The organism is Promicromonospora sp. NPDC019610 (assembly GCF_044389365.1).
Lineage (GTDB): Bacteria > Actinomycetota > Actinomycetes > Actinomycetales > Cellulomonadaceae > Promicromonospora.
The window spans coordinates 339,393-360,304 of sequence record NZ_JBIRXX010000001.1 but is presented as its reverse complement, the minus strand read 5'-3'; the positions used below and the strand labels follow the sequence as shown (position 1 = coordinate 360,304).

Sequence of the window (20,912 nt, the reverse complement as noted above, 5' to 3'; positions counted from 1 at the left end):
TTCGTGGCGTCAGTACGCGACCGCCGCGGCCGCGTCGACGACGCCGTACCCGTAGAGCGGCGTCCACAGCCCGGTGAGACCCAGCAGCGGGTCGTGGGCGGTGCGGAGGATGGCGCCCTCCACCTCGTCGACCGGGCGCCCCTGTGCGAACAGGAGCGCCGCGACCCCGGCCACGTGCGGCGTCGCCATCGACGTGCCCGCGTAGGAGTCGTAGCTGCCGCCCGCACAGGTGTCGGACCCCGTACCCACGGGAACCGTCGACCAGACGTCGCCGTCGCAGCCGGTCAGCCCGCCCGACCCGCCGGGCGCCGAGACGCTCTTCAGGTCGAGCTTGACCGGCAGCTCGGAGTAGTAGGAGTGGAGCCCGGCCGAGTCCGTGGCCCCGACGCAGATCGCGACGCTGGTGAACGCCGGGTCGCTGCAGAGGGGGGTCGACGAGTTGCCGGCCGCCGCCACCGTGAGCACACCGCGCTCGCGCGCGTAGGCGATGGCGTCCCGCATCAGGGTGTCGACGCCGATGATCGTCAGCAGCTGCCCGCCCAGGCCGGAGCCCAGGGAGAGGTTGATGACGTCGGCACCGTGGTCGGCCGCCCAGCGGATGCCGTCCGCGATGTCCTGCGACGAACCCGACCCGGCCTCGAGCACCTTGACCGGGAGGATCCTGGCGTCCGGCGCCACACCCGCGACGCCGATGCCGTTGTCCGTCGCGGCGGCGACGATGCCCGCCACGTGGGTCCCGTGCTCGTCGCCGTCGTTGCTGCCGTCGGGGCCCCTGAAGTCCCCGTCGCCGCACGGACGGACGTCCGCGCAGCCCGTGAAGGTGGCACCCGGCAGGAGCTGTCCTGCCAGGTCGGGCTGGTCGAAGTCGACTCCTGTGTCGACCACGGCCACCACCGCGCCGTCACCGGTGCTGGCCGCCCAGGCCGCCTCGGCGTTGATCTGGTCCAGGCCCCACTGCCTGTCCCGGAGGGGATCGCTGGTCGCTGCCTGCGCACCCGGTGCCCCCGCGACCAGCGCCGCCACGACGAGCGCCGCGGAGGTGGCGGCGCCGACGAGTGACTTCCTGTTCATATATGCCCCCATTGTTCGCACAGGGGCTGATTACCCCCGAACTGGGGCAAACCTAGGGTGATCAGGTCGGCGCCGAACAGGCCTCGCGCGCCGTGAGGGGTGAAATTTACACAATCGCAATCAGTAGGGGCACGACGTGTCAGGCCCACGCCTCGGAGAGCTCGCTCTCGTCCGCGGCCTCCCGGGACAGCCGGAGCGCCGCGATCGCCGCGCCGAGCAGCAGGGCGACCACCCAGGCTCCGAGCTGGTGCCCGTCGGCCACGATCGCGGCGGAAGCGATCTTGCCCGCGGCGATCGCGACGGCGGACAGCGGGTCCTCGGTGAGCGCGGAACCCGGCCAGATGTTCTCCTGCACCGCGAGCAGGGCGGGTCCGGCCGCCTGGAGCACCCACACGGCACCGGCGGCGGGCAACCAGCCGAGGAGCTCGATCGGCCTGCTGTCCACGGTGAGGCCGAATGCGATGCCGAGGGCCACGGCCAACACCCACCACGTGCCGGTCGGGGACACCTCGTTGCCGGGCACGAAGCCCCAGAACCAGCCGTCGACGAGCACCACCGGCAGGGCGAGGGCGACACCGCGCAGCGCGGCCGGCCCGAGGCCCGCCAGGAGCCCCGCGCCGAGGCCCACGATCCCGGCCGCGCAGGTGACCACGAGCATGCCGACCGGCATGGCGTCCCCGGGGACGGTCTCGCGGGCTGCGAGCCACCACGAGGCGCCGCCGGCCCCTGCCATCGCGAGCAGGGTGCCGGCGATCGCGGCCCCGGCACCCGCTCCGGCCGAGCGGGCCAGCCGGGCGGTGGCCCCGGCGAGCACGCCGCCGAACAGCGCCATCACGACGAGGCCGACCACCGCGCCGTCGGCCGTGAAGGGGAGCGGGAGGAGGCCCGCCGCGGCCGTGTCAGACGCCTGCGCGACGCCGGTGACCTGGTACGACAGCTGCGCGAGCCAGGGCAGGAACCCACAGATCCACCAGACGATCGCACTGATGGGAAACACCCACCAGGCGGAGATACGGGAGTGCGATTCGCCCATGCCGCCGAACGCTAGCGGATGTGTGATGTCGGTCATAACCCCTGAAGCCCGGAACGGCGCAAATCTGCGCCTTCGTTGGGTCAGACCGTAATGCGTAACCCGATCGTGACTTTTTCCGTGAACGTGTGTACTTTGACTTCTGCTCCACCTCCACGGTGGAGTCGCGATCCGGACGCCGAGTCCTGTCACCGGTTCGTGACCAGACGTTCAAGACAGGAGCGGGGGACCCATTCCCGGGCGACAGCAGGATCGTCGTCCTCGGGGTGAAGCCGGACGGAAACCCCCCAGTAGCCGTGCGGCCGGGTTGTACTCCTACCCGAACCCGACAGCTGACCTCGCAGGCGGTACAGGAGACATTAGGTGACGAACTCCCTCCGCGGACGGCATCGTGACAGCCGCCCGGCCCAGACTCCGCTGACCATCCTCGCTCGTACCGCCACCGAGAACGCCGGCACCGTTGCCCGCCGCGGCGCGCTCGCCGCAGCTGCCGGTGGCGTCCTGATCTCCACCATCGCGACGACGGCCCACGCGGCCCCGGCGATGGACCTGAAGACCGACGTCAAGACCGCGAAGCTCAACTCGGTCGACCTCAACTCCCTCACCGCGGTGGCCAAGCAGTCCGTCGCCGCCGCCCCCACCGTGACCGTCCCGGCCGACGCGAAGATGCCGATCGAGATGGAAGCCCTGGGCGCCTCCACGGGGGCCGACGGCGAGAAGGGCGAGGGCCCCGCCGTCGTCTCGGTCGACGCACCGGACCCCGTCCCGCTCGGCCAGCAGGCCGTCAACGTGGCCTTCAACTACCTGGGCATCACCTACGTGCTGGGCGGCAACTCGCCGGCGGAGGGCATGGACTGCTCGGGCCTGATCCAGTACACGTACGCGCAGCTCGGGATCTCCCTGCCGCACTCGTCGGGCGCGCTGCTGAGCTCCGGCTACCAGGTCACGTACCCCGAGCCCGGCGACATCGTCTGGACGCCCGGCCACGTGGCGCTCTACGCGGGCGACGGCATGATCATCGAGGCCTGGGCGGCCGGCATGCCGGTGCGCTACACCGAGATGTGGCAGAACAGCCCGACCTTCATCCGCGTCGTCTGAGCCGGAGGCGCAGCGCAGGGTGAGGGCCGAGGAACGAGGCACTCGCCCGGAGCGGAGCCGCAGGCTCAGACGACAAAAGGCAGAGCCTGAGACTGCCTGAACAGAGCTTCTCGCGGGGCGCCCCCTCGGTACCGGGCCCGGTACCGAGGGGGCGCCTTTCGCGTACGCCTGGGACGACGGGCTACTCCGGCCAGTCGCAGCTGTCCGCGATGAAGGCGAACAGGTCGGCACGCGCCGAGTCCGGCATGGGCACGTAGATCACGTGCTGCGTCACCCCGTCGACGCTCGCCGTCACGGGCAGGAAGGTGCCGCGCTTGTCCTCGCCCACGGCGTGGGCGTCGCAGCGGGCGGGCACCACGGGCAGGGTGATGCTGCCCGACCGTTGCCCGTCGAGCGCGGAGCCGGTCCAGCCGGTCTCCTCGCCGTCGGGGTCGGGGTTGTTCATGATGGTGGTCCCGGCGATCCGGTCGATCGTGACCCCCGGCCCGCCGTCCACCGGGTCGATCCGCAGCGTGACCAGGGCGGTGAGCTCCCCGCCGCGCGTCTCGACGGGGATGTCCGCGTCGACGGCGAGGCTCGCACCCGCCGCGACCGCGGCCGTGGCGCAGTCCACCGCGTGGTTCCGCGCGAGGTGCCCGCCGGGGTCGCCCACCTCCGCGACGACGACGTCGGCGGCCGGTCCCAGGTCGTCGAACTCGCCGCGGGCCAGCGTGATCGTGGCCGACGGCGCGGCGTCCGGCACCGGCTCCTCCGGACCCGCCGGGAAGCCCGCGCACTCCGCCTCGCCCAGCTCGACGTAGACGTCCCGCGTGGTGCCGGGCCGCAGCGCCGGGGTGCGGTTCTCCTTGGTGGGGTGCGACGGCCCGAAGCCGTCCGCGTCCAGGGCGCCCGACAGGAGCGTCATCGTCTCGTCCGAGTCGTTGGTGACCGCGAGGACGATCTCGCGGGCGGCGTACTGCGTGCGCCCCTGGTCCACCTGGACGCTGAGGTGGTCGGCGATGTCGTCGGGCACGGGCCCCAGGGTCGACGACGGCGCGGGCGCGCCCGAACATGCGACCGCGGCCGCCCCGACCAGCGACGTCAGGACGACGACGAGGGTGGTGCGGCCGCGGGCCACAGCGGTCAGGCGGTCTTGCGCCGACCGAAGATCGCCTGCGCGATCAGGATGACGATGACCGCGCCGATCACCGCGAAGAGCCAGGTCGACCAGGACCAGAACTCGTCGAATCCGATGTTGAAGATGAGTCCGCCCAGCCAGCCGCCGAGCATGGCGCCGAGCACGCCGAGAAGCAAGGTGACCCAGAAACCGCCCGGCTGCTTGCCCGGGATGACGATGCGTGCGATGACACCGGCGATCAGTCCGAGGATGAGAAAGGCCCAGAAGCCCATGGCATTTTCCTCCAGTCGTGTTGCTTGCTTGTGCTCTACTCCAGCACTTATTCGGTCCACTTGCCACCGGACCCGCCGATCATGCTCATATCGGGACATTGCGCCCGGACGAGCCGAGGCGCACCGCCGCGCTAAGGTTCGGCCGGGCAAGGGGCCCTGAGGCAAGGCCGGAGCGCGGCTCCGGGCACGGGAACGTGGAGGAGACACCCGATGAACCAGGAGATCGGCACCCAGGCCGCGCCGCGGACCGGACGAGAGCGACTGCGTGCCTTTCTCGACCAGAAGTGGGTCACCCGTCTCGTGCTCGGGGTGATCCTGGCGAACGCCCTCGTCCTGGGCGCGGAGACGATGGTGCACGGCGAGGCGTTCGAGGTCCTGCAGAGCATCGACCACGTCATGCTCGGCTTCTTCGTGCTGGAGCTGCTCCTGCGCCTGGTCGCGTACGGCCGGCGGTTCTTCCGCGACCCGTGGAACGTGTTCGACCTGCTCGTGGTCGGCGTCGCGGTGCTCCCGGCCAGCGAGTCCCTGTCGGCGCTCCGTGCCCTGCGGGTGCTGCGGGTGCTGCGAGTGATCACCGTGGTGCCGTCGCTCCGCCGCGTCGTCGACGGCCTGCTGCGGGCCGTGCCGGGGATGGGCGCCGTGGGGGCCCTGCTGGTCCTGATCATGTACGTGTCGGCGGTGATCGCGACGGGCCTGTTCGGCGAGGCCGCACCCGAGTACTTCGGGAGCCTGTGGATCTCCCTGTTCACGCTCTTCCAGGCCATGACGGGCGAGGCCTGGCCCGACATCGCGCGCACGGTGATGGAGACCCATCCCGCCGCGTGGATCTTCTTCGTGCTGTACATCCTGGTGGTCAGCTTCGCGGTGCTGAACCTGTTCATCGCCGTCATCGTCAACGGCATGGAGGAGATCGCGGAGGAGGAGCGCCACGACGACGAGCAGAAGGACGAGCGGCTCGACGCCCTGGCCGAGCAGAACCGTGAGATCCTCGCCGAGCTCCGCGCCCTGCGCGCCAAGCTCGACGAGGACGACGGCGCGGCCGCCTAGCCTGGCGTCACGCCGGCAGCACGCCGGGCGTCTCATCCGGCGTCCTGCCCGGCCCGGTCACGACGTTGACCAGGCGCGGCGGCCGGACCACGACCCGCCGCACCGGCCGGCCGCCGATGGCGCGCGTGACCGCCGGCCGCGCCAGGGCGGCCCGCTCCAGCTCGGCCGGGGCGACGTCCGTCAGGACCGGCATCCGGTCCCGCACCCGGCCGTCCACCTGGACCACGGCCTCGACCTCGGACGTCACCAGGTACGCCGGGTCCACCTCGGGCCACGGCTGCGTCGCGACCGACGTCGTGCGCCCCAGCCGCTCCCACAGCTCCTGGGCGGTGAACGGCGCGAACAGGCTCAGCAGCACCGCGACGGCGGACACGGCCTCGCGGTAGGCCTCCGCGCCGTCGTGCGTCCCGCCGTCGTGCGTCCCGCCGTCGGACGTCCCGACGTCGGCCGACGCCGCGCGCCGGACCTCGCCCACCAGCTCCATCAGACGCGCGATCGCGACGTTGAACCGACCGGCCTCGACCAGGCCGTCGACGTCGTGCACGGTCCGGTGCACCGTTCGGCGCAGCTCCGCTGGTCGAGCGTGTCGAGACCCGGGTCTCGACACGCTCGACCCACGGGAGGAGCTCGGACCCGGGGCCGGGACCAGCCGCAGCACGCGGGCCAGGAACGTGCGCATCGCCCCGGGCGAGACGTCCGCCCAGTCGACGTCGTCCTCCGGCGGGCCGGCGAACAGCATCGCCAGCCGGACGGCGTCGACCCCGTGCCGGTCCAGCTCCGCCGCCAGGTCCACGCCGTTGCCCAGCGACTTGCTCATCGCGCGGCCGTGGTTGACCACCTGCCCCTGGTTCATCAGGCGGGCGTACGGCTCGGGCGACGGCACCAGGCCCATGTCGTACAGCACCTTGGTGACGAAACGCGCGTACAGCAGGTGCATCGTCGCGTGCTCGACGCCGCCCACGTACAGCGCGGTGGGCATCCACCGGGCGGCGTCCTCGGGCCGGAACGGACCGCCGTCGTACCCGGGTGACAGGTACCGCAGGAAGTACCAGGACGAGTCCACGAACGTGTCCATCGTGTCCGTGTCCCGCTCCGCCCGGCCGCCGCAGCGCGGGCACGTGGTCTCCACCCAGTCGCGGGCGGCGGCCAGGGGCGAGACGCCGCCCGGGGCCAGGTGGTCCCCCTCCAGGTGCGGCAGCTCGACGGGCAGCTCGTCGTCCGGCACCAGGACCTCCCCGCAGGCCGCGCAGTGCACCACCGGGATCGGCGCACCCCAGTAGCGCTGCCGCGAGATCAGCCAGTCGTGCAGGCGGTAGGTGGGCTCGCCGTCCGGTCCCACGGAACGGCCGATCCAGTTGCGCTGCATCGTCAGCACGTGCGCGGGCCAGCCCGGCTCCAGCAGCGTCATGTCGTCCAGCAGCCGGTCCGCGTACGCGGTGGTCCGGAAGAACCACTGCGTCAGGCTGCGCGCGACGACGGCGGTGCCGCAGCGCTCGCACGCGCCGTCGACGACCTGCTCGTTGGCCAGGACGGTGCGGTCGTGCGGGCACCAGTTCACCTCCGCCTCGGCGCGGTAGGCCAGGCCCCGCTCGTGCAGGCGGGCGAACAGCCACTGCGTCCAGCGGTAGTACGCCGGCTCGTGGGTGTGCAGCCGCCGCGACCAGTCGAACGAGACGCCGTAGCGCTCGATCGACGCCGCCTGGGTCGCGATGTTGGCCTCCGTGAACACGGCCGGGTGCTCACCGCGGCGGATCGCCGCGTTCTCGGCCGGCAGGCCGAACGAGTCCCAGCCCACCGGGTTCAGCACGTCGAAGCCCTTGGCGCGCCAGTGGCGGGCGACGACGTCGGTGATCGCGAACACCTCGGCGTGACCCATGTGCAGGTCGCCCGAGGGGTACGGGAACATCGTCAGCAGGTAGCGGCAGGGCCGGGCGCCGTCGTCGGACGCCGCGAACGGGTGGTTCGCGGCCGGACCGCCGTCGGCCGGTTCAGGGGTGGTGCGCTGCTCGCTCATGGTTCTCGCTCTCCGGTGCGTCGATCGGGTTCCGGGCACGAAAAAGCCCCTCGCAGGGAGGGGCGGCCGCACCGGTCGTGCCCGGTCGAGGGGCGAGTCCGGTGCGGCTAGGTAAGCAGCGAGCGTGCGGTGCGCATGCGTCCACGGTACGCGGGCCGGCCGGGCCGGGTAAAGGACGTTCGCGCGTCCCGCCGTCGGCGGGGCCGCGCGAGGACCGGCAGCGCGAGGACACGAGCGCCGGTTCGGTCCGCCGCCAGCGAGGTCCGAGCCGGCGCTCACGCCGGAGAGCGGGGGATCGTGGCTCGGCGTGCCCCCAGCGCACTCCGAACCACGGTCCCCCACCCGACGCGCCGGAGCTCGGCCCGCCCCCAGCGAGGTCCGAACTTCGTCCGCGTCGCAACTAGGACGCGGGCACGTCCCGGATGTCACAGCACTTTTTGATGCATTCACATGTGGCCTGGATCACAGGCCTACCGGATGAAATTGCATCGCGCGCGCCGAACGGTGCCCTGGGCACCCATTTCGGACTCCGTATCAGCCCGAACCGGACGTCCCAGAACAATCCGAAGAAATTTCCAGAAGTGCTGTGACATCCGGGCCGCCCGCGCGTCTGGGCTGCATGGAACACACCGAGCACCCCGAACTCGTTCGTCTGGGCGCCCAGTACCTGCGCGCGTACGCGGAGGGCGATGCCGTCAACCTCTATCGCCTCGCCGACGCGTGGGGGGCGAGCGACCTGATCGCCGCCACCTGCGAGGTCGCGCTCGCGATCATCCACGCGACGTCCGGACCGCAGGGCCTCGACGCAGTATCGACCACGTTCGCGACCACCCGGAGGTGAATGCCTGATGGAGACGACCAGACCCGCGCCCGAGCCCAGGCCCGGGACCACGTCGGAGGCTGTGCCGGCCGCGCCCCCCAGCGGCGCCGTCACATCGTCCGATCACGCCGGAAAGTTGCACAAACGTGCATCTGTGGTGCGATCATTGCCGAGCGAGTCGAAACCGGACACTATGCGCAGAGGGGAGCAGGTTCGCGTGACGACCACAGGTGACCTGCAGATTGACGACTGGGTCGTGCATCGCCCCAACGTCGTACGCTCCGTCGCAGCACGCGTACCCGGCATCGACGCCGAGGAAGCCACCAGCCGCGCCCTCGAGAAGATGGTCCGCCTCGTCTCCACCGGCGCCACCATCGACGACCCCGCCCCCTATTGGCGCCGAGCCGCGGTCAACGAAGCCATCTCCATGACCCGCGAGGCCGGCCGCGCCCGCCCCGTCGAGGACGACACCCTCGACGGCCTGACACCCCCCGTCGCCGGGGCCGAGCTGGACGCCGAACGCGAGGCCGACGCCTCCATGCTCCGCACCGCCCTGTCCGACCTGGCCGACGAGGACCGCAAGATCCTCCTGGACCGCCACGTCCACGACATGGCCGTCACCGACATCGCCACCGGCCTCGGCGTACGCCCCCACGCCGTGACCATGCGACTACGCCGCGCCGAGGAACGCCTCGCCGGCGCGTTCGCCGCCGCACACGCCCAGACCGTCAACGAACCCGAGTGCCGCACCACCCGCGCCGCCATGCACGACTACCTCAAGGGCCGCCTCCTGCCCCGCAGGCAACGCCGCCTGGAAGTCCACATGGACGGCTGCGGCGAATGCACCCGCGCGTTCATCGACGTGCGCGAGGTCTCCTGGATGCTCCGCGACCTCGGCCAGCACCTCATCGCCGGCGGACTGCTCACCGGCACCGCCGCTGCGGGCGCGGCGGGCGCCGGCGGTACGACCAAGCCCCGGTTCGGCAAGAAGGAAGCAGCGGTCGCGGCGAGCGTGCTCGCCGCGCTCGCCATCGGCGGCAGCGCCGCGGCGCTGATCGCCCACCAGCTCGGCGACCCGCCCGTCCAGGCCACCGACGACGCCGGGGCAGCCGGTGAGGGCGGCGGCGCGGGCGGCGCCGGTGGCGATGCGGGCGGGGGTGGCGGCGGCGACGGCACGGACTCGTCCGACACCCCGGAGAAGCCGTCGACGGACGAGAAGCCCCCGTCGATCCCGCCGACGGACCCGCAGCCGCGCCCCGCGACCACGCCCAAGGAGGACGGCGCAGCCGCGCCCGCCGACGCGCCCGTGCTGGCCGATCCGGCGCCGGAGCCGGACTCCGACGGCGCCCCCGCCGACGCTCCGAACCCGCCCGCGGACTCCGGGTCGGACCCCGGCTCCGGGTCGAGCCCGGACGGCGGCTCGGACGAGCCCGACCCGCCCGAGGAGCCCACGGAGCCCGAGGAGCCGCCGACCGAGACGGAGCCGCCGGCCGAACCGCCGGAGGAGCCGGAGGAGCCGGAGGAGGAGACGCCGGGACTCGGCACCGCCCTGGACGACCTGCTGGCCAGCCTCGGGCTCTCCGACCTGCCGGGCATCGATCTCGCGACGACCACGCTGGACGAGATCTGGCAGCTGCTCTTCGGCACGTTCTCGGGCGCGGCCGACGACGTGGCCGACGACACAGAATCGGCGACCGGGGACTGATGGTCGTGCGGGCCTCCCATGAGGCCCGCGTCTCCTCGATGCTGTGCCGAGGCACAGGTGATCTGGGCGCCGGCCCAAGATCGTCCCGCCATCACGGGGGACCCTTCCATGCGCATGCATTCTTTGCGACCATGCACGCCCGGGGGCGCACGCGTCGCGGTGCCGCAGGGTGCCACGTCGCGTGCAGGAGGGGGGCCGCGTGACCGTCACGAGCGCCGACCTCGGCCTGTGGGCCGAACACCGCCGCGCCGTGGTGTTCACGGTGTCCCGGCGGGTGCCGGGCATCGACCCCGAGCTTGCGACGAGCTGCGGCCTGGAGCTGCTCTGCGTCGAGCTCCTCAAGACCCGCGACCTCGCCGATCCCCTCGCGTTCTGGAGCGCCGCGTCGATCGAGGTGGCGCAGCGGATGGCCCGGGAGCAGGAACCGGCCGCCGAGGGGTCGGACGGCGCCGCCGACGTCGCACCGCCGCGGCACGCCCTCGACCTGGAGGTGCTGAACCTCGCGATGGAACGGCTGCCGGCCGGCGAGCAGCAGCTCCTCTGGGACCACCACGTAGGGTCCCGGCCCGTGGCGGCGATCGCCGACGAGATTGGCGTGCTCCCCTACGCCGCCAAGCGCCGGCTGCGCCGGGCCGAGAACCGGCTCGCGAGCACCTTCGCCGAGACGCACACCGGCACGGCCCCCGACCTCGAGTGCCGGGCCACCCGCGCCGCGCTGCACGACTTCGTCCGGAACCGCCTGCTGCCCCGCCGGCGGCAGCAGGTCGAGGACCACATGGTCGGGTGCGCCGGCTGCACGCGGGCGTTCGTCGACGTCCGGGAGTCCTACTGGATGTTGCGCGCCGCGGCCCCGGTCCTCCTGCTCGGCGCCGGGGCGGCGGCGGGTCCGGGTGCGACGGCGGCCGGCGCGGTCGCCGGGGCGGTCGCCGGGGCGGGCGGCGCAGCTGGTCCTGCCGGTGCGGCAGGAGCTGGGGTCGCGGGAGTCGGGGTCGCGGGTGCCGGCGCCGCTGGTGCCGGCGCCGCCGGCTGGCTCAGCACCGTGGGGACCCGGGCCGTCGTGACCGCCCGGAGCGTGCTGACCGACCCGATGAGCCTGACCGCGACCGTCGCCGGCGGCCTGTTCGTCACCACGGCCGTCACCACCGGGGTCGCGGGCGGCATCGACGCCGCGGCGTCGTTCCCGGAGACCGGCATGGTGTCGGTCTTCGCGCCGGACGACCGGGGAACCGCCGTCCGACAGGCCGCGCAGCTCTCCCCGCACGCAGATCCGGCGAATGTCCCCGACCTGACCGACGTGACCCCGACCGGGATCACGCCGTCGGATCCGGCGCGCACGGAGGACGACGTCCCGCCCGGCCTCGCCAAGGAGAACGGCGTCCCGCCCGGCCTCGCCAAGAAGGACGGCGTCCCGCCCGGCCTCGCCAAGAAGGACGGCGTCCCGCCCGGCCTCGCCAAGAAGGACGGCGTCCCGCCCGGCCTCGCCAAGAAGGACGGCGTCCCGCCCGGCCTCGCCAAGGAGGACAAGGTTCCCCCAGGCCAGGCCAAGAAGGCCGACGCGACGCCGCCTGGTCAGGCGAAGAAGCAGGACGACTCCGGCCAGGCCGAGCAGGGCACACCGCCGGGGCAGGAGAAGAAGGAGACGCCTCCCGACGCGGCGAAGCGGGAGAAGAAGCAGGACAAGAAGGCGGGACCGCCCGGTCAGGCGACCGGTCAGGCGCGCTCGAGGAGCACCAGCACCTCGTAGTGCGAGGTCTGCGGGAACATGTCGAGCAGCCGCGCCCGCACGGGCCGGAGCGACGGCATCGCGGCGAGGTCCTTGGCGAGCGTGGTCGCGTTGCAGCTCGAGTACAGGACGTGGTCGATCCCCGAGGTCTCCAGCCAGTGCGCCAGGTCCGCGCCGATGCCCCGCCGGGGCGGGTTCACGATCACCATCTCGGGCAGGTCGGGACCCTGCGGCCCGACGGCGAACGCCGTCGCGTCCCCCGCGGCGAAGGTGACGTCCCGGAAGCGGTCCGCCTGGCCGCCGTCGCGCAGCCGCTCCACGGTGCCGGACGCCGCCACGACCGCCTCGGCGCTGATCTCGATGCCGGTGACGGTGCGACCCGGCGCGGCGCAGTGCAGGGCGAAGCCCCCCACCCCGCAGTAGAGGTCCCAGAGGCTGCCCGGGCCCACCTCGTCGACCCACGACCGCGCCTGCCGGTACAGCTCGGTGGCGACCACCGTGTTGGTCTGGAAGAAGCTCTGCGGCCGCAGGTCCAGCGTGATGTCGTCGATCCGCATCGGGAGGGTGCCGCGCTCGGTGAGCGGGATCTCGAGGTCGCCCTCCAGCACCGCGGCGTGCGCGGGCTGGATGTTGGCCGACGCCACGGCCAGAGCCGGGAGCTCGGCCTGCAACCAGGCCAGGTGCTTGCGGATCCGCGCGATGGCCTCCTGGGAGCGCAGCACGAACCGGACCATGAGCTCGCCGTCGGGCGACAGGGTGACCAGCAGGTACTTCAGCTCACCGCGCTGCTGGGCGCGCTTTCCCGTGCCCGCGACCTGGTACGGCTCCAGGTTCGCGCGCGTGACGAACGCCGCGAGGGGGCCGAAGGACGCCTGGAGCGCCTCGGGGTAGAGGCCGCAGTCGGTCAGGTCGACGCCGTGCCCGGCCCGGTCGAGGATGCCCAGCACCGGCTCGGCAACCGTGCCGCTGACGACCATCTTCGCCTTGTTCCGGAAGGCGGACTCGACGCTGCGGACCGCCGGGAGCCAGGTGGTCCCGTCGGAGACCGGGTCGAGGAGGTCGGCGACGTGCCGCTCCTTGTCGAGCACCTGGGTCGGGTAGTCGATCTCCAGGAGGGTGCACGAGCGGCAGCGTCCGGCGTCGTAGTGAGGGCACTGCACTCCCCCATTATCCAGTGCCCGCGCACCGCCACGGTCGGCGGCGGCGCGCGGTGGCACCGGAAGGGCCGGTCAGCCCTCGTACTCGAAGTGCCAGGGCTCCTCGCGCCCGGCGCCCTGGCGGGCCCACTCCGGGTGCACCCAGCCGAACTTCGGCCCGTTGGCGGCGAGCCACTCGTACTCGGGCTGGCCGAAGCGGAAGCCGTCGTCCACAGGTACGTCCACGGCGAGCGCCCAACCGTGGTTGGAGGTACCGGGCGCCGCGACCTGCCCGCTGCCGAACTCGTCGAGCGCCTGGAGCTGCCAGTCGTAGGGGCGGTAGCCGTACTCGATGCGCAGCGGCTTGCCGAGCTCCTCCTCGAACGCCGCGCCGAGCTTGCCCCAGGCCTCGGCCGCGTCGCACCGGAGGTACTGGTCCTGCCCTTCGGGGCCCACGCCCACCAGGCAGAGGTCGGACTGCGCGAGCCGGCCGTTGGAGTCGTCGGCGACCGCCGCGCGGGCGGCCCACGCGGCGTCCTCGAGCGCGACGCGCGCCGTCTCGCGCTGCTGGCCGAGCGCCTTCACGGAGTTCAGCTTGCTCGTGTTCACGCCGGCCGCGAGCGCCGCCTCGCCCTCGGCGCGGCGGGTGGCCAGGGCCGAGCGGACGCCGTCGGGCGCGCCCACCTCGGCCGTCCAGTCGAGCGTGTACCCGGAGTCCCGCACGGAGATCTTGAGCTGGTCCGTGACCGTGGCGAGCGACGCCTTGGCCTCCTCGAGCTGCTGGGCCATGCTCTCGGCCTGGTCGGCCTCCGACTGGGCCTGCGCCTGGGCGTCCTTGCGGTCCTGCTGCCACTGGCGGTAGGAGGCCTGCACGTCCTTGATCGCCGCCGTGAGCGTGGTCGAGGCGGTGCGCATGGACATCGACCACTCGGTCGCCGCGGCCTCCAGGGCGTCGAGGTCCTCGGGCGTGTCGAGGCCGGGGGCGCCGGCCTCGGGGATGGACGGCGCCTCCTGCGCGCCGAGCTCCTTGGCCTGTGTGACGTGTGCGGCCAGGGCGGTGCGCACGGCGTCGTCGGCCACGCGGCCCTCGGAGGCCGCGAGCGTCTTCTCCGCCGCCGCGACCTGCTCGGCCAGCCCCTCCTGCGCCGCGCGACCCTCGTCGACCTCCTGCACGACGTCGGCGCGCGCGGTGCTGAGCTGCTCCTGATCACGCTCGCCGCTGACGTGGACGAGCGCGAAGGCGATGCTGCCGATCAGCGCGGCCGCGGCGGCGATCAGGAAGACGAACAGCGGTCGCATGGAGCCGCCGTCGGGCCGCCCACCCGCGCCGCGCGGCGGGACGATGTCCGATCTACCCGATGACATGTCGGGCGTCGGCGCGGACCGTGCGGGCTTCGGCGCTTCCGCGAGGGCTGGTTCGGGCGAGGGCCCGGAGGATGTGGACGGCTCCACGTTGAGGGGCATGGCCCGCAGTTTGGCGAATCTCGGACGCGGGCGCTAGTTGCCCGCCCGCTCGGCGAGATTCTTCAGCTTGTCGACGTACGCGGCCATCTGGTCGCCCTGCCAGTCGGGGATGTTGGTGTTGCCGGCGTAGAGCCCGACGGACCGGTCGGTGAGCTCGCGCAGGATGTCCGCGTGACCGGCGTGCCGGGCGATCTCGTCCGTGACGTGCACGATGATCCGGAACAGCGTGACCTCGCCGTTCTTCCACCACGGAACGCGGCCGACGGTGCCCAGCGGGAGGGCGTCGACGGTCTCGTCGCAGAACACCCAGGCCCGGCGGTAGAGATCCACGACGGAGGCGACGGACTCGTCCTCGGTCGCGTACCAGTCGGCCTGCGGGTCCTTCTCCCAGTCCTCCTGGGAGACGATCTCCGCCGGGTGCGGCCAGGGCCGCCCGAAGCACTCCCCGAGGTAGCCGATCTCGATGTTGGCGCAGTGCTTCACGATGCCGAGCAGGTTGTTGCCGGAGGGCACCAGGGGCCAGCGCGCCTGCTTCTCCGTGAGGCCCTCGAGCTTCCACACGAGGGCCTCACGGGTCTCCTGGAGGTACTTCTTCAGGATCTGCTTCTGCTCGAGCTCGACGTCGTCCGGGGTCTGTGACATGGGGACAGTGTGTCCCCCGCCACTGACATTCACCGAACGCTTTGCACCTGGGCGGCCGGTACGCGGGCCCGGTGCGCCCGCACGCGTCCCTGCGGCCTGCGACGGAGCCACCACTCCGCGAGCAGCAGGTTGACGATCCACGACACCCACGCGGACGCGATGGCGGCGCCCTCGATCTCCGGGGCGCCGAACCCGATGTCCGGGTCACCGAGCGCCCCGGGGACGTAGATCGCGATGAGCACGGGCGCCCAGATCCGGTTGGTCACGATCGAGAAGGCGAGCGCCGTGCTGCGGACCATCCACTCCCGGTGGTCGCCGAACCGGCGCTGCCGGACGGCGCGGTAGCCGAGCAGGGTGGAGGTCAGGAACAGCACGCCCAGCATGGTGTTCGCCACCTGCTGGCCCACGCCCGCGCTCGGGAACTGTGCGGTGACCAGCGCGGCGACACCGGTCACGAGCGCGGTGACCACGTAGACGCGGCCGCTCCACCGGTGCACGCGCGGGTGGTGGGCGCGCAGCCACGGCCAGAGCTGCAGCACGGCGGCGCTCAGCATGACCGACCCCGCGAAGATGTGCGTCACCAGGGCCGGGTAGAACGCCGGGCCGCGGTCGGTCGGGACCAGCGACTTCGCGGGGTCCAGGCCCACGTACCGCGGCAGGGCCGTCACCAGGAGCACCGCGGTGACCACGGCGAGGGGCGCGATCCAGGGCCGGCGCCACCAGCGGACCGTCCGGGTCCGCTCAGCGCCGGGCACGGAACGCCACCCCCGCCGCCACCGCGCACACGAGCCCGAGGCCCACGCACCAGGTGATCGCCAGCGCGGCGACGCCGCCCAGGTCGGTGACCCCGGAGCCGGCGGCGCCGCCCGCGAGCAGCCCGCGCACCGTCTCGATCACCGGCGTGACCGGCTGGTGCTCCGCGAACCCGCGCAGCCAGCCCGGCAGGGTGTCGACAGGCACGAACGCGCTGGACACGTAGGGCAGGAACATCACGAAGAACGAGAAGCCGCCCGCGGCGTCGGGCGAACGGACCAGGACGCCCACGAGCGCGGCGAGCCACGTGATCCAGCCCACCCACAGCAGGATCATCCCCACGGCGGCGAGCCATTCCAGGGCCGTGGCCTCGGGCCGGAACCCGAGCAGGATCGCGACGCCGAAGACGACCGCGGTGGTGGCCAGGTTCTTCACCAGGCTCGCCGCCACGTGCCCGGACAGCACGGTCCAGGAGCTCACGGGCATCGACCGGAGCCGGTCGACCATGCCGCCGGACATGTCCCGCTCGACCGCCATGGCCGTGTTCGCCGCGCCGAAGCCGGCGGCGAGCAGGATCACGCCGGGGGTCACGTAGTTGATGTACTCCGTGCCGGTCTCGAGGGCCCCGCCGAACACGAGGACGAACATCAGCAGGATGATGACGGGCAGCACCACCGCGGTGATCATGGCGTCCACGTCCCGCGAGACGAGGCGCAGGCCGCGGGTGGTCATGGTCGAGACGTCGCTCAGCACGTGGCTCATGCCGCCACCCCCGTCGTCCGGGCCGGCCGCTCGGCGTGGCCGGAGTGGCCGGTCAGGGTGAGGAAGACGTCGTCGAGGCTCGGCGCGCGCACCTCCCAGTGCTCGGGCGACACGCCGGCGTCGTCCACCACGGACAGCACGGAGCGCACGTGCGCGACCGAGCCGTCGGTGGGTACGCGCACCCGGGCGCCGTCGACCGTGGCGCCCGCGAGCACGGGGGCCAGCCGTTCGACGTCGGCCGTGGCGGCGAAGGTGAGCTCGACGCCCGCCTCGCCCACCTGGCGCTTGAGCTGGGCCGGCGTGCCGTCGGCGACGATCCGGCCGCCGTCCACGAGCGCGACCCGCTGCGCGAGGCGGTCAGCCTCCTCCAGGTACTGGGTGGTCAGCAGCACGCTGGTGCCGCCGGCGACCACGCTCCGGACGACGTCCCACAGCGCCTGCCGGGACCGGGGGTCGAGCCCCGTGGTGGGCTCGTCGAGGAACATGACCCGAGGCCGGGTGAGCAGGCCCGCGGCGAGGTCGAGCCGACGTCGCATGCCGCCCGACCAGGTGCCCACGTGCCGGCTCGCGGCGTCGGCCAGGTCGAACGCGGTGAGCAGCTCGGCCACCCGGTCCCGCACGACGCGGCGGGGCAGGTGGGCGAGCCGGCCCATCATCGTGAGGTTCTCGGCGCCCGACAGCTTGTCGTCGACGGCGACCTGCTGCCCCGTGAGGCTGATGATCTCGCGCACGCGCCGCGCGTCCCGCACCACGTCGAACCCGCCGACGGTGGCGCGGCCCGCGTCCGGCTTCAGCAGCGTGGACAGGATGCGGACGGTGGTGGTCTTGCCCGCCCCGTTGGGGCCCAGCAGCGCGAGCACCGCGCCCTCCTGGAGCTCCAGGTCGAGCCCGTCCAGGACGGGCGGGCTCGTCGAGCCCTTTCTCGCGAAGGACTTGCCCAGTCCCTCGGCCGTGACGATCGCAGTCATGGTCCCTCTCCGATCCGGTTACTGTTTATGGCCTACGCGTTTTAGTGTGGGGCGTAAACAGTATGTGGTCAAGAGAGTTTCGGGTCGGATCTCGCGACGCGGCAGGGGAGGATGGAGCCGATGCACACCGACAACACGTCCGAAGCCGCCGGGCAGGCCCGGGAGCTGCCCGTCGTCGTGCAGCGCCTGTGGGGTGACGCGACGCCGCGGCGCCGCGGGCCCAAGCCCGCGCTGTCCGTCGCGCAGATCGTGGACGCCGCCATGACCCTGGCCGACACCGAGGGCCTCGCCGCCGTCTCGATGGCGCGGGTCGCGGAGGCCGTGGGCTACACCCCGATGGCCCTCTACCGGCACGTGTCCGGCAAGGACGAGCTGCTGATCCTCATGTCGGACGCCGTCGCGGCCGACCTGCCCGACGTCCCGGCGGACGCCGGCTGGCGCGCCGGGCTCGAGGCCTGGACCCGGGCCCAGATCGACCTGGCCCTGACCCGGCGGTGGATGCTCGAGCTCCCGATCTCGGCCGTTCCACCCGGGCCGAACCGGGTGCGCTGGATCGACCAGGCGTTCGGCGTGCTGCGCGACGTGCACCTGCCGGCGGACGAGAAGCTCGCCATCGTCGGCCTGCTCGCCCAGCACGTGCTGGGCGAGGCCCGGGTGCACGTGGAGACCCACCGTGCGGCGGTGCAGAAGGTGCGGCACGACGCCGGGCTGCCGGACAGCACACCCGAGACGGAGCTCGACCCGGCCGCGGTCGAGGCGGCCGACCCCTATGCGGACTTCGAGACGGTGCTCGGCCGGTACGCCGGCCCGACGGAGTACCCGCACCTGTTCGCGTCGTTCGCGGCCTGGACGGGTCCGGCGGTCGGCTCGCCCGGTGACGACGACATCTCGTTCGGCATCACCGTGGTGCTCGACGGGATCGAGGCCTACCTCCGACGCCGGGGCGCGATCGGCGACGCCACCTCCTGAGACCCTCGGCACGGAACGGCAACGGTCCTGGCGCGACCACAGGCAGCGGATTTCGGACGTCGTGCACAGTCAGGCGGCCGACCGGCGCGGAGTGTCGGTGCCGTGAGTCAGAGTGGTGCCGTGACCAGTGACCACGTGACAGAGATCAGGACGGCGGCGGACGGCGACGCTGCCCCGGCCGCGCGCTGCTTCGGTGACGGCGACCCGCTCTACTCCGCCTACCACGACGACGAGTGGGGCGTGCCGGTGCACGGCGAGCCGGCCCTGCTGGAGCGCATCGCCCTGGAGGGCTTCCAGTCCGGGCTCTCCTGGATCACCGTGCTGCGCAAGCGCCCGGCCTTCCGCGAGGTGTTCGACGGCTTCGACCCGGAGCGCGTCGCGGCGTTCGGGCCGGACGACGTCGAGCGCCTGCTCGGCGACGCCCGCATCATCCGGAACCGCATGAAGATCGAGGCCACCGTCGACAACGCGCGCGCGGTGGTCGCGCTGCACGACTCCGGGCGCACGCTCGACGAGCTGATCTGGTCGTTCGCCCCGGACCCGGCCCTTCAGGTGCGGCACGCCACGTTCGGCGACGTCCCGGCGTGGACGGCGGAGTCCAAGGCCCTGAGCAAGGCCCTCAAGAAGGAGGGCTTCCGGTTCGTCGGTCCCACCACGGCGTACGCGGCCATGCAGGCGTGCGGCCTGGTGGACGACCACCTGGCGACGTGCCCGGTGGTGCTCGGCCGGGCACGTGCCGAGGGCGCCGGGTCGGCCGGCTGAGAGTCAGAGATCGGCGCAGGGTTCCACGACGGGAAGCACGGCGTCGCGCACCCACGCGGCGAGCGACGTGCCCGGCGGCCGCAGGATCACGGTGTCGACGCCGTGGCCGGCGAAGCCGCGCATCTCCTCGACGAACGCGGCGGTGTCGTCCGGGCCGATCGGGCGCCCACGGTGCAGCATCGTGATGCGGATGCCTGCGGGGTCGCGCCCGACGTCGTCGCAGTGCCGGTGCAGCACGTCGAGCAGGTGGCTCAGCCGCTCCGGCGTCTCGGCGAACAGGTTGCACGCGTCCGCGTACTGCGCCACGAGCCGGAGGGTCTTCCGCTCGCCGGAGCCGCCGATCATGATCTCCGGACCCGACAGCGGCGGCGGCGAGCACAGCGTCTCGGCGAGCTGGAAGTGCTTGCCCTCGAACGGGCCGTTGTTCTCCGGGTCGTACATCTGCCGCGCGATCCGGACGGTCTCCTCGAGCATCTCGAACCGCTCCTTGACCGGCGGGAACGGCACGCCGAGCCCCGCGTGCTCCTTGTCGTACCAGGCGGCGCCGATGCCGTAGGTCGCGCGCCCGCCCGAGACCACGTCGAGCGACGCCACGATCTTGGCCAGCAGCCCCGGGTACCGGTACGTCACGCCGGTGACCAGGGCGCCGAGCTGCGCCCGCTCGGTGACGCCGGCCAGGTAGCCCAGCGTCGTGTACGCCTCCAGCATCGGGTCCGACGCCGGGAACCCCTGGTGCTCCATCTGGAAGTAGTGGTCCATCACGGAGATCCACGAGACGCCGCCGTCGTCGGCGTACCGGGCGGCGTCCGCCAGCTCGGTCCGCATCCGGGCGGGCTCCATCGAGTCGAAACGCATGAAGTGGGTGCCGATTCGCATGCCTCGATCCTCCTCCGCCGACGCGGGGCGTCAAGCGCGGGGCGTGGAGCCGTCAGACGCCGGTGGGGGCCAGCTCCTCCGCCCGGCCGAGGACGCACGCCACCAGCCAGGTGATCGACTCGGCCGTCTCCCGTGGGGACGCCGTCGGCTGCATGACGTGGCTCAGCGCAGACCGCACCACGATGTCGATGACCGCGGCGATCCGCTCCGGAGCCAGATCGATCTCGTACTGGTCCACCCGGTCCTGGACGACCACCTTCACCGTGCCCAGCAGCGCCTCCGAGTGCGTGGTGAGCAGCGGCAGCAGCTCGGTGTCGGCCCCGTGGGTCGCCGAGACCACCGCGCGCAGCAGCGCGTTCCCCTCGGCGAACGTGAGCGTGCTCTCCACCGCGTCGCGGATCGCGGGCAGCAGGTCGTCGGGGTGCCGGTCGAAGGCCTCGGCGATCCGGAAGATGAACTGCGCCGACTCGGTGAGCACCATCGCCTCGGCCAGGTCGTCGCGGCTGCCGACGGCGTTGTAGACCGTCTGGCGGCTCACGCCGGCCTCCGTCGCGAGACGGCCCATGGTCACCTTGGACCAGCCGTCGACACAGGTCAGACGCGTGGCAGCGCCGATGATCCGATTCCGGTTGGAGATCGGGTCGTCGTCGTTCCCGGCGGTCGCCTCGGCCATGGCCCGATCC

Annotated in this window: 20 protein-coding genes and 1 riboswitch; of the genes, 7 read left to right on the top strand and 13 right to left on the bottom strand. The window is 72.7% G+C overall.

Going from position 1 to position 20,912, the window contains the following annotated elements; all coding sequences use genetic code 11:
• Positions 1-9 precede the first annotated feature (9 nt).
• Complete coding sequence (locus ACH45N_RS01570; protein ID WP_397390500.1) at positions 10-1,071, bottom strand: S8 family serine peptidase; 1,062 nt, start codon at positions 1,069-1,071, stop codon at positions 10-12.
• A gap of 139 nt (positions 1,072-1,210) precedes the next feature.
• Positions 1,211-2,104, bottom strand: a complete 894-nt coding sequence (locus tag ACH45N_RS01565; RefSeq protein ID WP_397390498.1) for a hypothetical protein — start codon at positions 2,102-2,104, stop codon at positions 1,211-1,213.
• A 163-nt stretch (positions 2,105-2,267) separates the two neighbouring features.
• Positions 2,268-2,463, top strand: a riboswitch (cyclic di-AMP (ydaO/yuaA leader).
• 1 nt (position 2,464) lies between these two features.
• Here ACH45N_RS01565 and ACH45N_RS01560 point away from each other — a divergent pair.
• A complete protein-coding gene (locus ACH45N_RS01560; RefSeq protein ID WP_397390496.1) occupies positions 2,465-3,199 on the top strand; it encodes a C40 family peptidase in 735 nt (244 codons plus the stop codon).
• Between the two features lie 181 nt (positions 3,200-3,380).
• On the opposite strand, the gene ACH45N_RS01555 is transcribed toward ACH45N_RS01560, so the two are convergent.
• Together ACH45N_RS01555 and ACH45N_RS01550 are read right to left on the bottom strand one after the other, a co-directional pair.
• Positions 3,381-4,316: a hypothetical protein gene (locus ACH45N_RS01555; protein ID WP_397390494.1), complete on the bottom strand. Its 936-nt coding sequence runs from the start codon at positions 4,314-4,316 to the stop codon at positions 3,381-3,383.
• A 5-nt stretch (positions 4,317-4,321) separates the two neighbouring features.
• The gene (locus tag ACH45N_RS01550) at positions 4,322-4,588 is read right to left on the bottom strand and encodes a GlsB/YeaQ/YmgE family stress response membrane protein (protein ID WP_377232254.1); all 267 of its coding nucleotides are present in this window, start codon (positions 4,586-4,588) and stop codon (positions 4,322-4,324) included.
• Positions 4,589-4,798: 210 nt separating this feature from the next.
• On the opposite strand from ACH45N_RS01550, the gene ACH45N_RS01545 reads away from it, so the two are divergent.
• Positions 4,799-5,635 (top strand): ion transporter, encoded by an 837-nt coding sequence (locus ACH45N_RS01545; RefSeq protein WP_397390492.1) that lies wholly within the window; start codon positions 4,799-4,801, stop codon positions 5,633-5,635.
• Positions 5,636-5,642: 7 nt separating this feature from the next.
• Here the strand turns inward: ACH45N_RS01545 and ACH45N_RS01540 are convergent, their stop codons facing one another.
• Positions 5,643-7,649 carry a class I tRNA ligase family protein gene (locus ACH45N_RS01540; RefSeq protein WP_397390490.1) on the bottom strand — a complete coding sequence of 669 codons (2,007 nt, stop codon included), beginning with the start codon at positions 7,647-7,649 and terminating at the stop codon, positions 5,643-5,645.
• A 619-nt stretch (positions 7,650-8,268) separates the two neighbouring features.
• Here ACH45N_RS01540 and ACH45N_RS01535 point away from each other — a divergent pair.
• The 3 genes from ACH45N_RS01535 (at position 8,269) to ACH45N_RS01525 (ending at position 11,918) form a co-directional block, all read left to right on the top strand.
• The gene (locus tag ACH45N_RS01535) at positions 8,269-8,490 is read left to right on the top strand and encodes a hypothetical protein (RefSeq protein ID WP_397390488.1); all 222 of its coding nucleotides are present in this window, start codon (positions 8,269-8,271) and stop codon (positions 8,488-8,490) included.
• 196 nt (positions 8,491-8,686) lie between these two features.
• Positions 8,687-10,174, top strand: a complete 1,488-nt coding sequence (locus ACH45N_RS01530; protein WP_397390486.1) for an RNA polymerase sigma factor — start codon at positions 8,687-8,689, stop codon at positions 10,172-10,174.
• 199 nt (positions 10,175-10,373) lie between these two features.
• A complete protein-coding gene (locus tag ACH45N_RS01525; RefSeq protein WP_397390484.1) occupies positions 10,374-11,918 on the top strand; it encodes a sigma-70 family RNA polymerase sigma factor in 1,545 nt (514 codons plus the stop codon).
• On the opposite strand, the gene rlmC is transcribed toward ACH45N_RS01525, so the two are convergent.
• The 6 genes from rlmC to ACH45N_RS01495 all read right to left on the bottom strand — a co-directional run bounded on the left by rlmC (position 11,885) and on the right by ACH45N_RS01495 (position 17,622).
• A complete protein-coding gene (gene rlmC / locus ACH45N_RS01520; protein WP_397390482.1) occupies positions 11,885-13,057 on the bottom strand; it encodes a 23S rRNA (uracil(747)-C(5))-methyltransferase RlmC in 1,173 nt (390 codons plus the stop codon). The two genes, ACH45N_RS01525 and rlmC, sit on opposite strands and share 34 nt — an antisense overlap.
• A gap of 69 nt (positions 13,058-13,126) precedes the next feature.
• On the bottom strand, positions 13,127-14,332 hold the full coding sequence (locus tag ACH45N_RS01515) for a M15 family metallopeptidase (protein ID WP_397390480.1): 1,206 nt from the start codon (positions 14,330-14,332) through the stop codon (positions 13,127-13,129).
• 198 nt (positions 14,333-14,530) lie between these two features.
• Positions 14,531-15,139 carry a DinB family protein gene (locus ACH45N_RS01510; protein ID WP_397390478.1) on the bottom strand — a complete coding sequence of 203 codons (609 nt, stop codon included), beginning with the start codon at positions 15,137-15,139 and terminating at the stop codon, positions 14,531-14,533.
• 29 nt (positions 15,140-15,168) lie between these two features.
• Positions 15,169-15,894 carry a DUF2306 domain-containing protein gene (locus ACH45N_RS01505; RefSeq protein ID WP_397390476.1) on the bottom strand — a complete coding sequence of 242 codons (726 nt, stop codon included), beginning with the start codon at positions 15,892-15,894 and terminating at the stop codon, positions 15,169-15,171.
• Positions 15,881-16,654: an ABC transporter permease gene (locus ACH45N_RS01500; RefSeq protein ID WP_397390474.1), complete on the bottom strand. Its 774-nt coding sequence runs from the start codon at positions 16,652-16,654 to the stop codon at positions 15,881-15,883. The genes ACH45N_RS01505 and ACH45N_RS01500 overlap by 14 nt, the downstream gene beginning before the upstream one ends.
• Positions 16,651-17,622 carry an ATP-binding cassette domain-containing protein gene (locus ACH45N_RS01495; protein ID WP_397390472.1) on the bottom strand — a complete coding sequence of 324 codons (972 nt, stop codon included), beginning with the start codon at positions 17,620-17,622 and terminating at the stop codon, positions 16,651-16,653. The genes ACH45N_RS01500 and ACH45N_RS01495 overlap by 4 nt, the downstream gene beginning before the upstream one ends.
• 120 nt (positions 17,623-17,742) lie before the next feature.
• On the opposite strand from ACH45N_RS01495, the gene ACH45N_RS01490 reads away from it, so the two are divergent.
• Both ACH45N_RS01490 and ACH45N_RS01485 read left to right on the top strand, forming a co-directional pair.
• Positions 17,743-18,591: a TetR/AcrR family transcriptional regulator gene (locus ACH45N_RS01490; protein ID WP_397390471.1), complete on the top strand. Its 849-nt coding sequence runs from the start codon at positions 17,743-17,745 to the stop codon at positions 18,589-18,591.
• A 120-nt stretch (positions 18,592-18,711) separates the two neighbouring features.
• A complete protein-coding gene (locus ACH45N_RS01485) occupies positions 18,712-19,353 on the top strand; it encodes a DNA-3-methyladenine glycosylase I (RefSeq protein WP_397390469.1) in 642 nt (213 codons plus the stop codon).
• A gap of 3 nt (positions 19,354-19,356) precedes the next feature.
• Here ACH45N_RS01485 and ACH45N_RS01480 read toward each other — a convergent pair whose 3' ends face one another.
• Both ACH45N_RS01480 and ACH45N_RS01475 read right to left on the bottom strand, forming a co-directional pair.
• The gene (locus tag ACH45N_RS01480) at positions 19,357-20,229 is read right to left on the bottom strand and encodes an LLM class F420-dependent oxidoreductase (protein WP_397390467.1); all 873 of its coding nucleotides are present in this window, start codon (positions 20,227-20,229) and stop codon (positions 19,357-19,359) included.
• A gap of 52 nt (positions 20,230-20,281) precedes the next feature.
• A complete protein-coding gene (locus ACH45N_RS01475) occupies positions 20,282-20,902 on the bottom strand; it encodes a TetR family transcriptional regulator (RefSeq protein WP_397390465.1) in 621 nt (206 codons plus the stop codon).
• Positions 20,903-20,912 lie beyond the last annotated feature (10 nt).

Coding starts and splice junctions, on each gene's coding strand:
- ACH45N_RS01480 (WP_397390467.1), bottom strand. CDS start 20,229: ATGCGAATCGGCACCCACTTCATGCGTTTCGACTCGATGGAGCCCGCC.
- ACH45N_RS01500 (WP_397390474.1), bottom strand. CDS start 16,654: ATGAGCCACGTGCTGAGCGACGTCTCGACCATGACCACCCGCGGCCTG.
- ACH45N_RS01515 (WP_397390480.1), bottom strand. CDS start 14,332: ATGCGACCGCTGTTCGTCTTCCTGATCGCCGCCGCGGCCGCGCTGATC.
- ACH45N_RS01535 (WP_397390488.1), top strand. CDS start 8,269: ATGGAACACACCGAGCACCCCGAACTCGTTCGTCTGGGCGCCCAGTAC.
- ACH45N_RS01570 (WP_397390500.1), bottom strand. CDS start 1,071: ATGAACAGGAAGTCACTCGTCGGCGCCGCCACCTCCGCGGCGCTCGTC.
- ACH45N_RS01565 (WP_397390498.1), bottom strand. CDS start 2,104: ATGGGCGAATCGCACTCCCGTATCTCCGCCTGGTGGGTGTTTCCCATC.
- ACH45N_RS01550 (WP_377232254.1), bottom strand. CDS start 4,588: ATGGGCTTCTGGGCCTTTCTCATCCTCGGACTGATCGCCGGTGTCATC.
- ACH45N_RS01540 (WP_397390490.1), bottom strand. CDS start 7,649: ATGAGCGAGCAGCGCACCACCCCTGAACCGGCCGACGGCGGTCCGGCC.
- ACH45N_RS01475 (WP_397390465.1), bottom strand. CDS start 20,902: ATGGCCGAGGCGACCGCCGGGAACGACGACGACCCGATCTCCAACCGG.
- ACH45N_RS01490 (WP_397390471.1), top strand. CDS start 17,743: ATGCACACCGACAACACGTCCGAAGCCGCCGGGCAGGCCCGGGAGCTG.
- ACH45N_RS01545 (WP_397390492.1), top strand. CDS start 4,799: ATGAACCAGGAGATCGGCACCCAGGCCGCGCCGCGGACCGGACGAGAG.
- ACH45N_RS01510 (WP_397390478.1), bottom strand. CDS start 15,139: ATGTCACAGACCCCGGACGACGTCGAGCTCGAGCAGAAGCAGATCCTG.
- ACH45N_RS01495 (WP_397390472.1), bottom strand. CDS start 17,622: ATGACTGCGATCGTCACGGCCGAGGGACTGGGCAAGTCCTTCGCGAGA.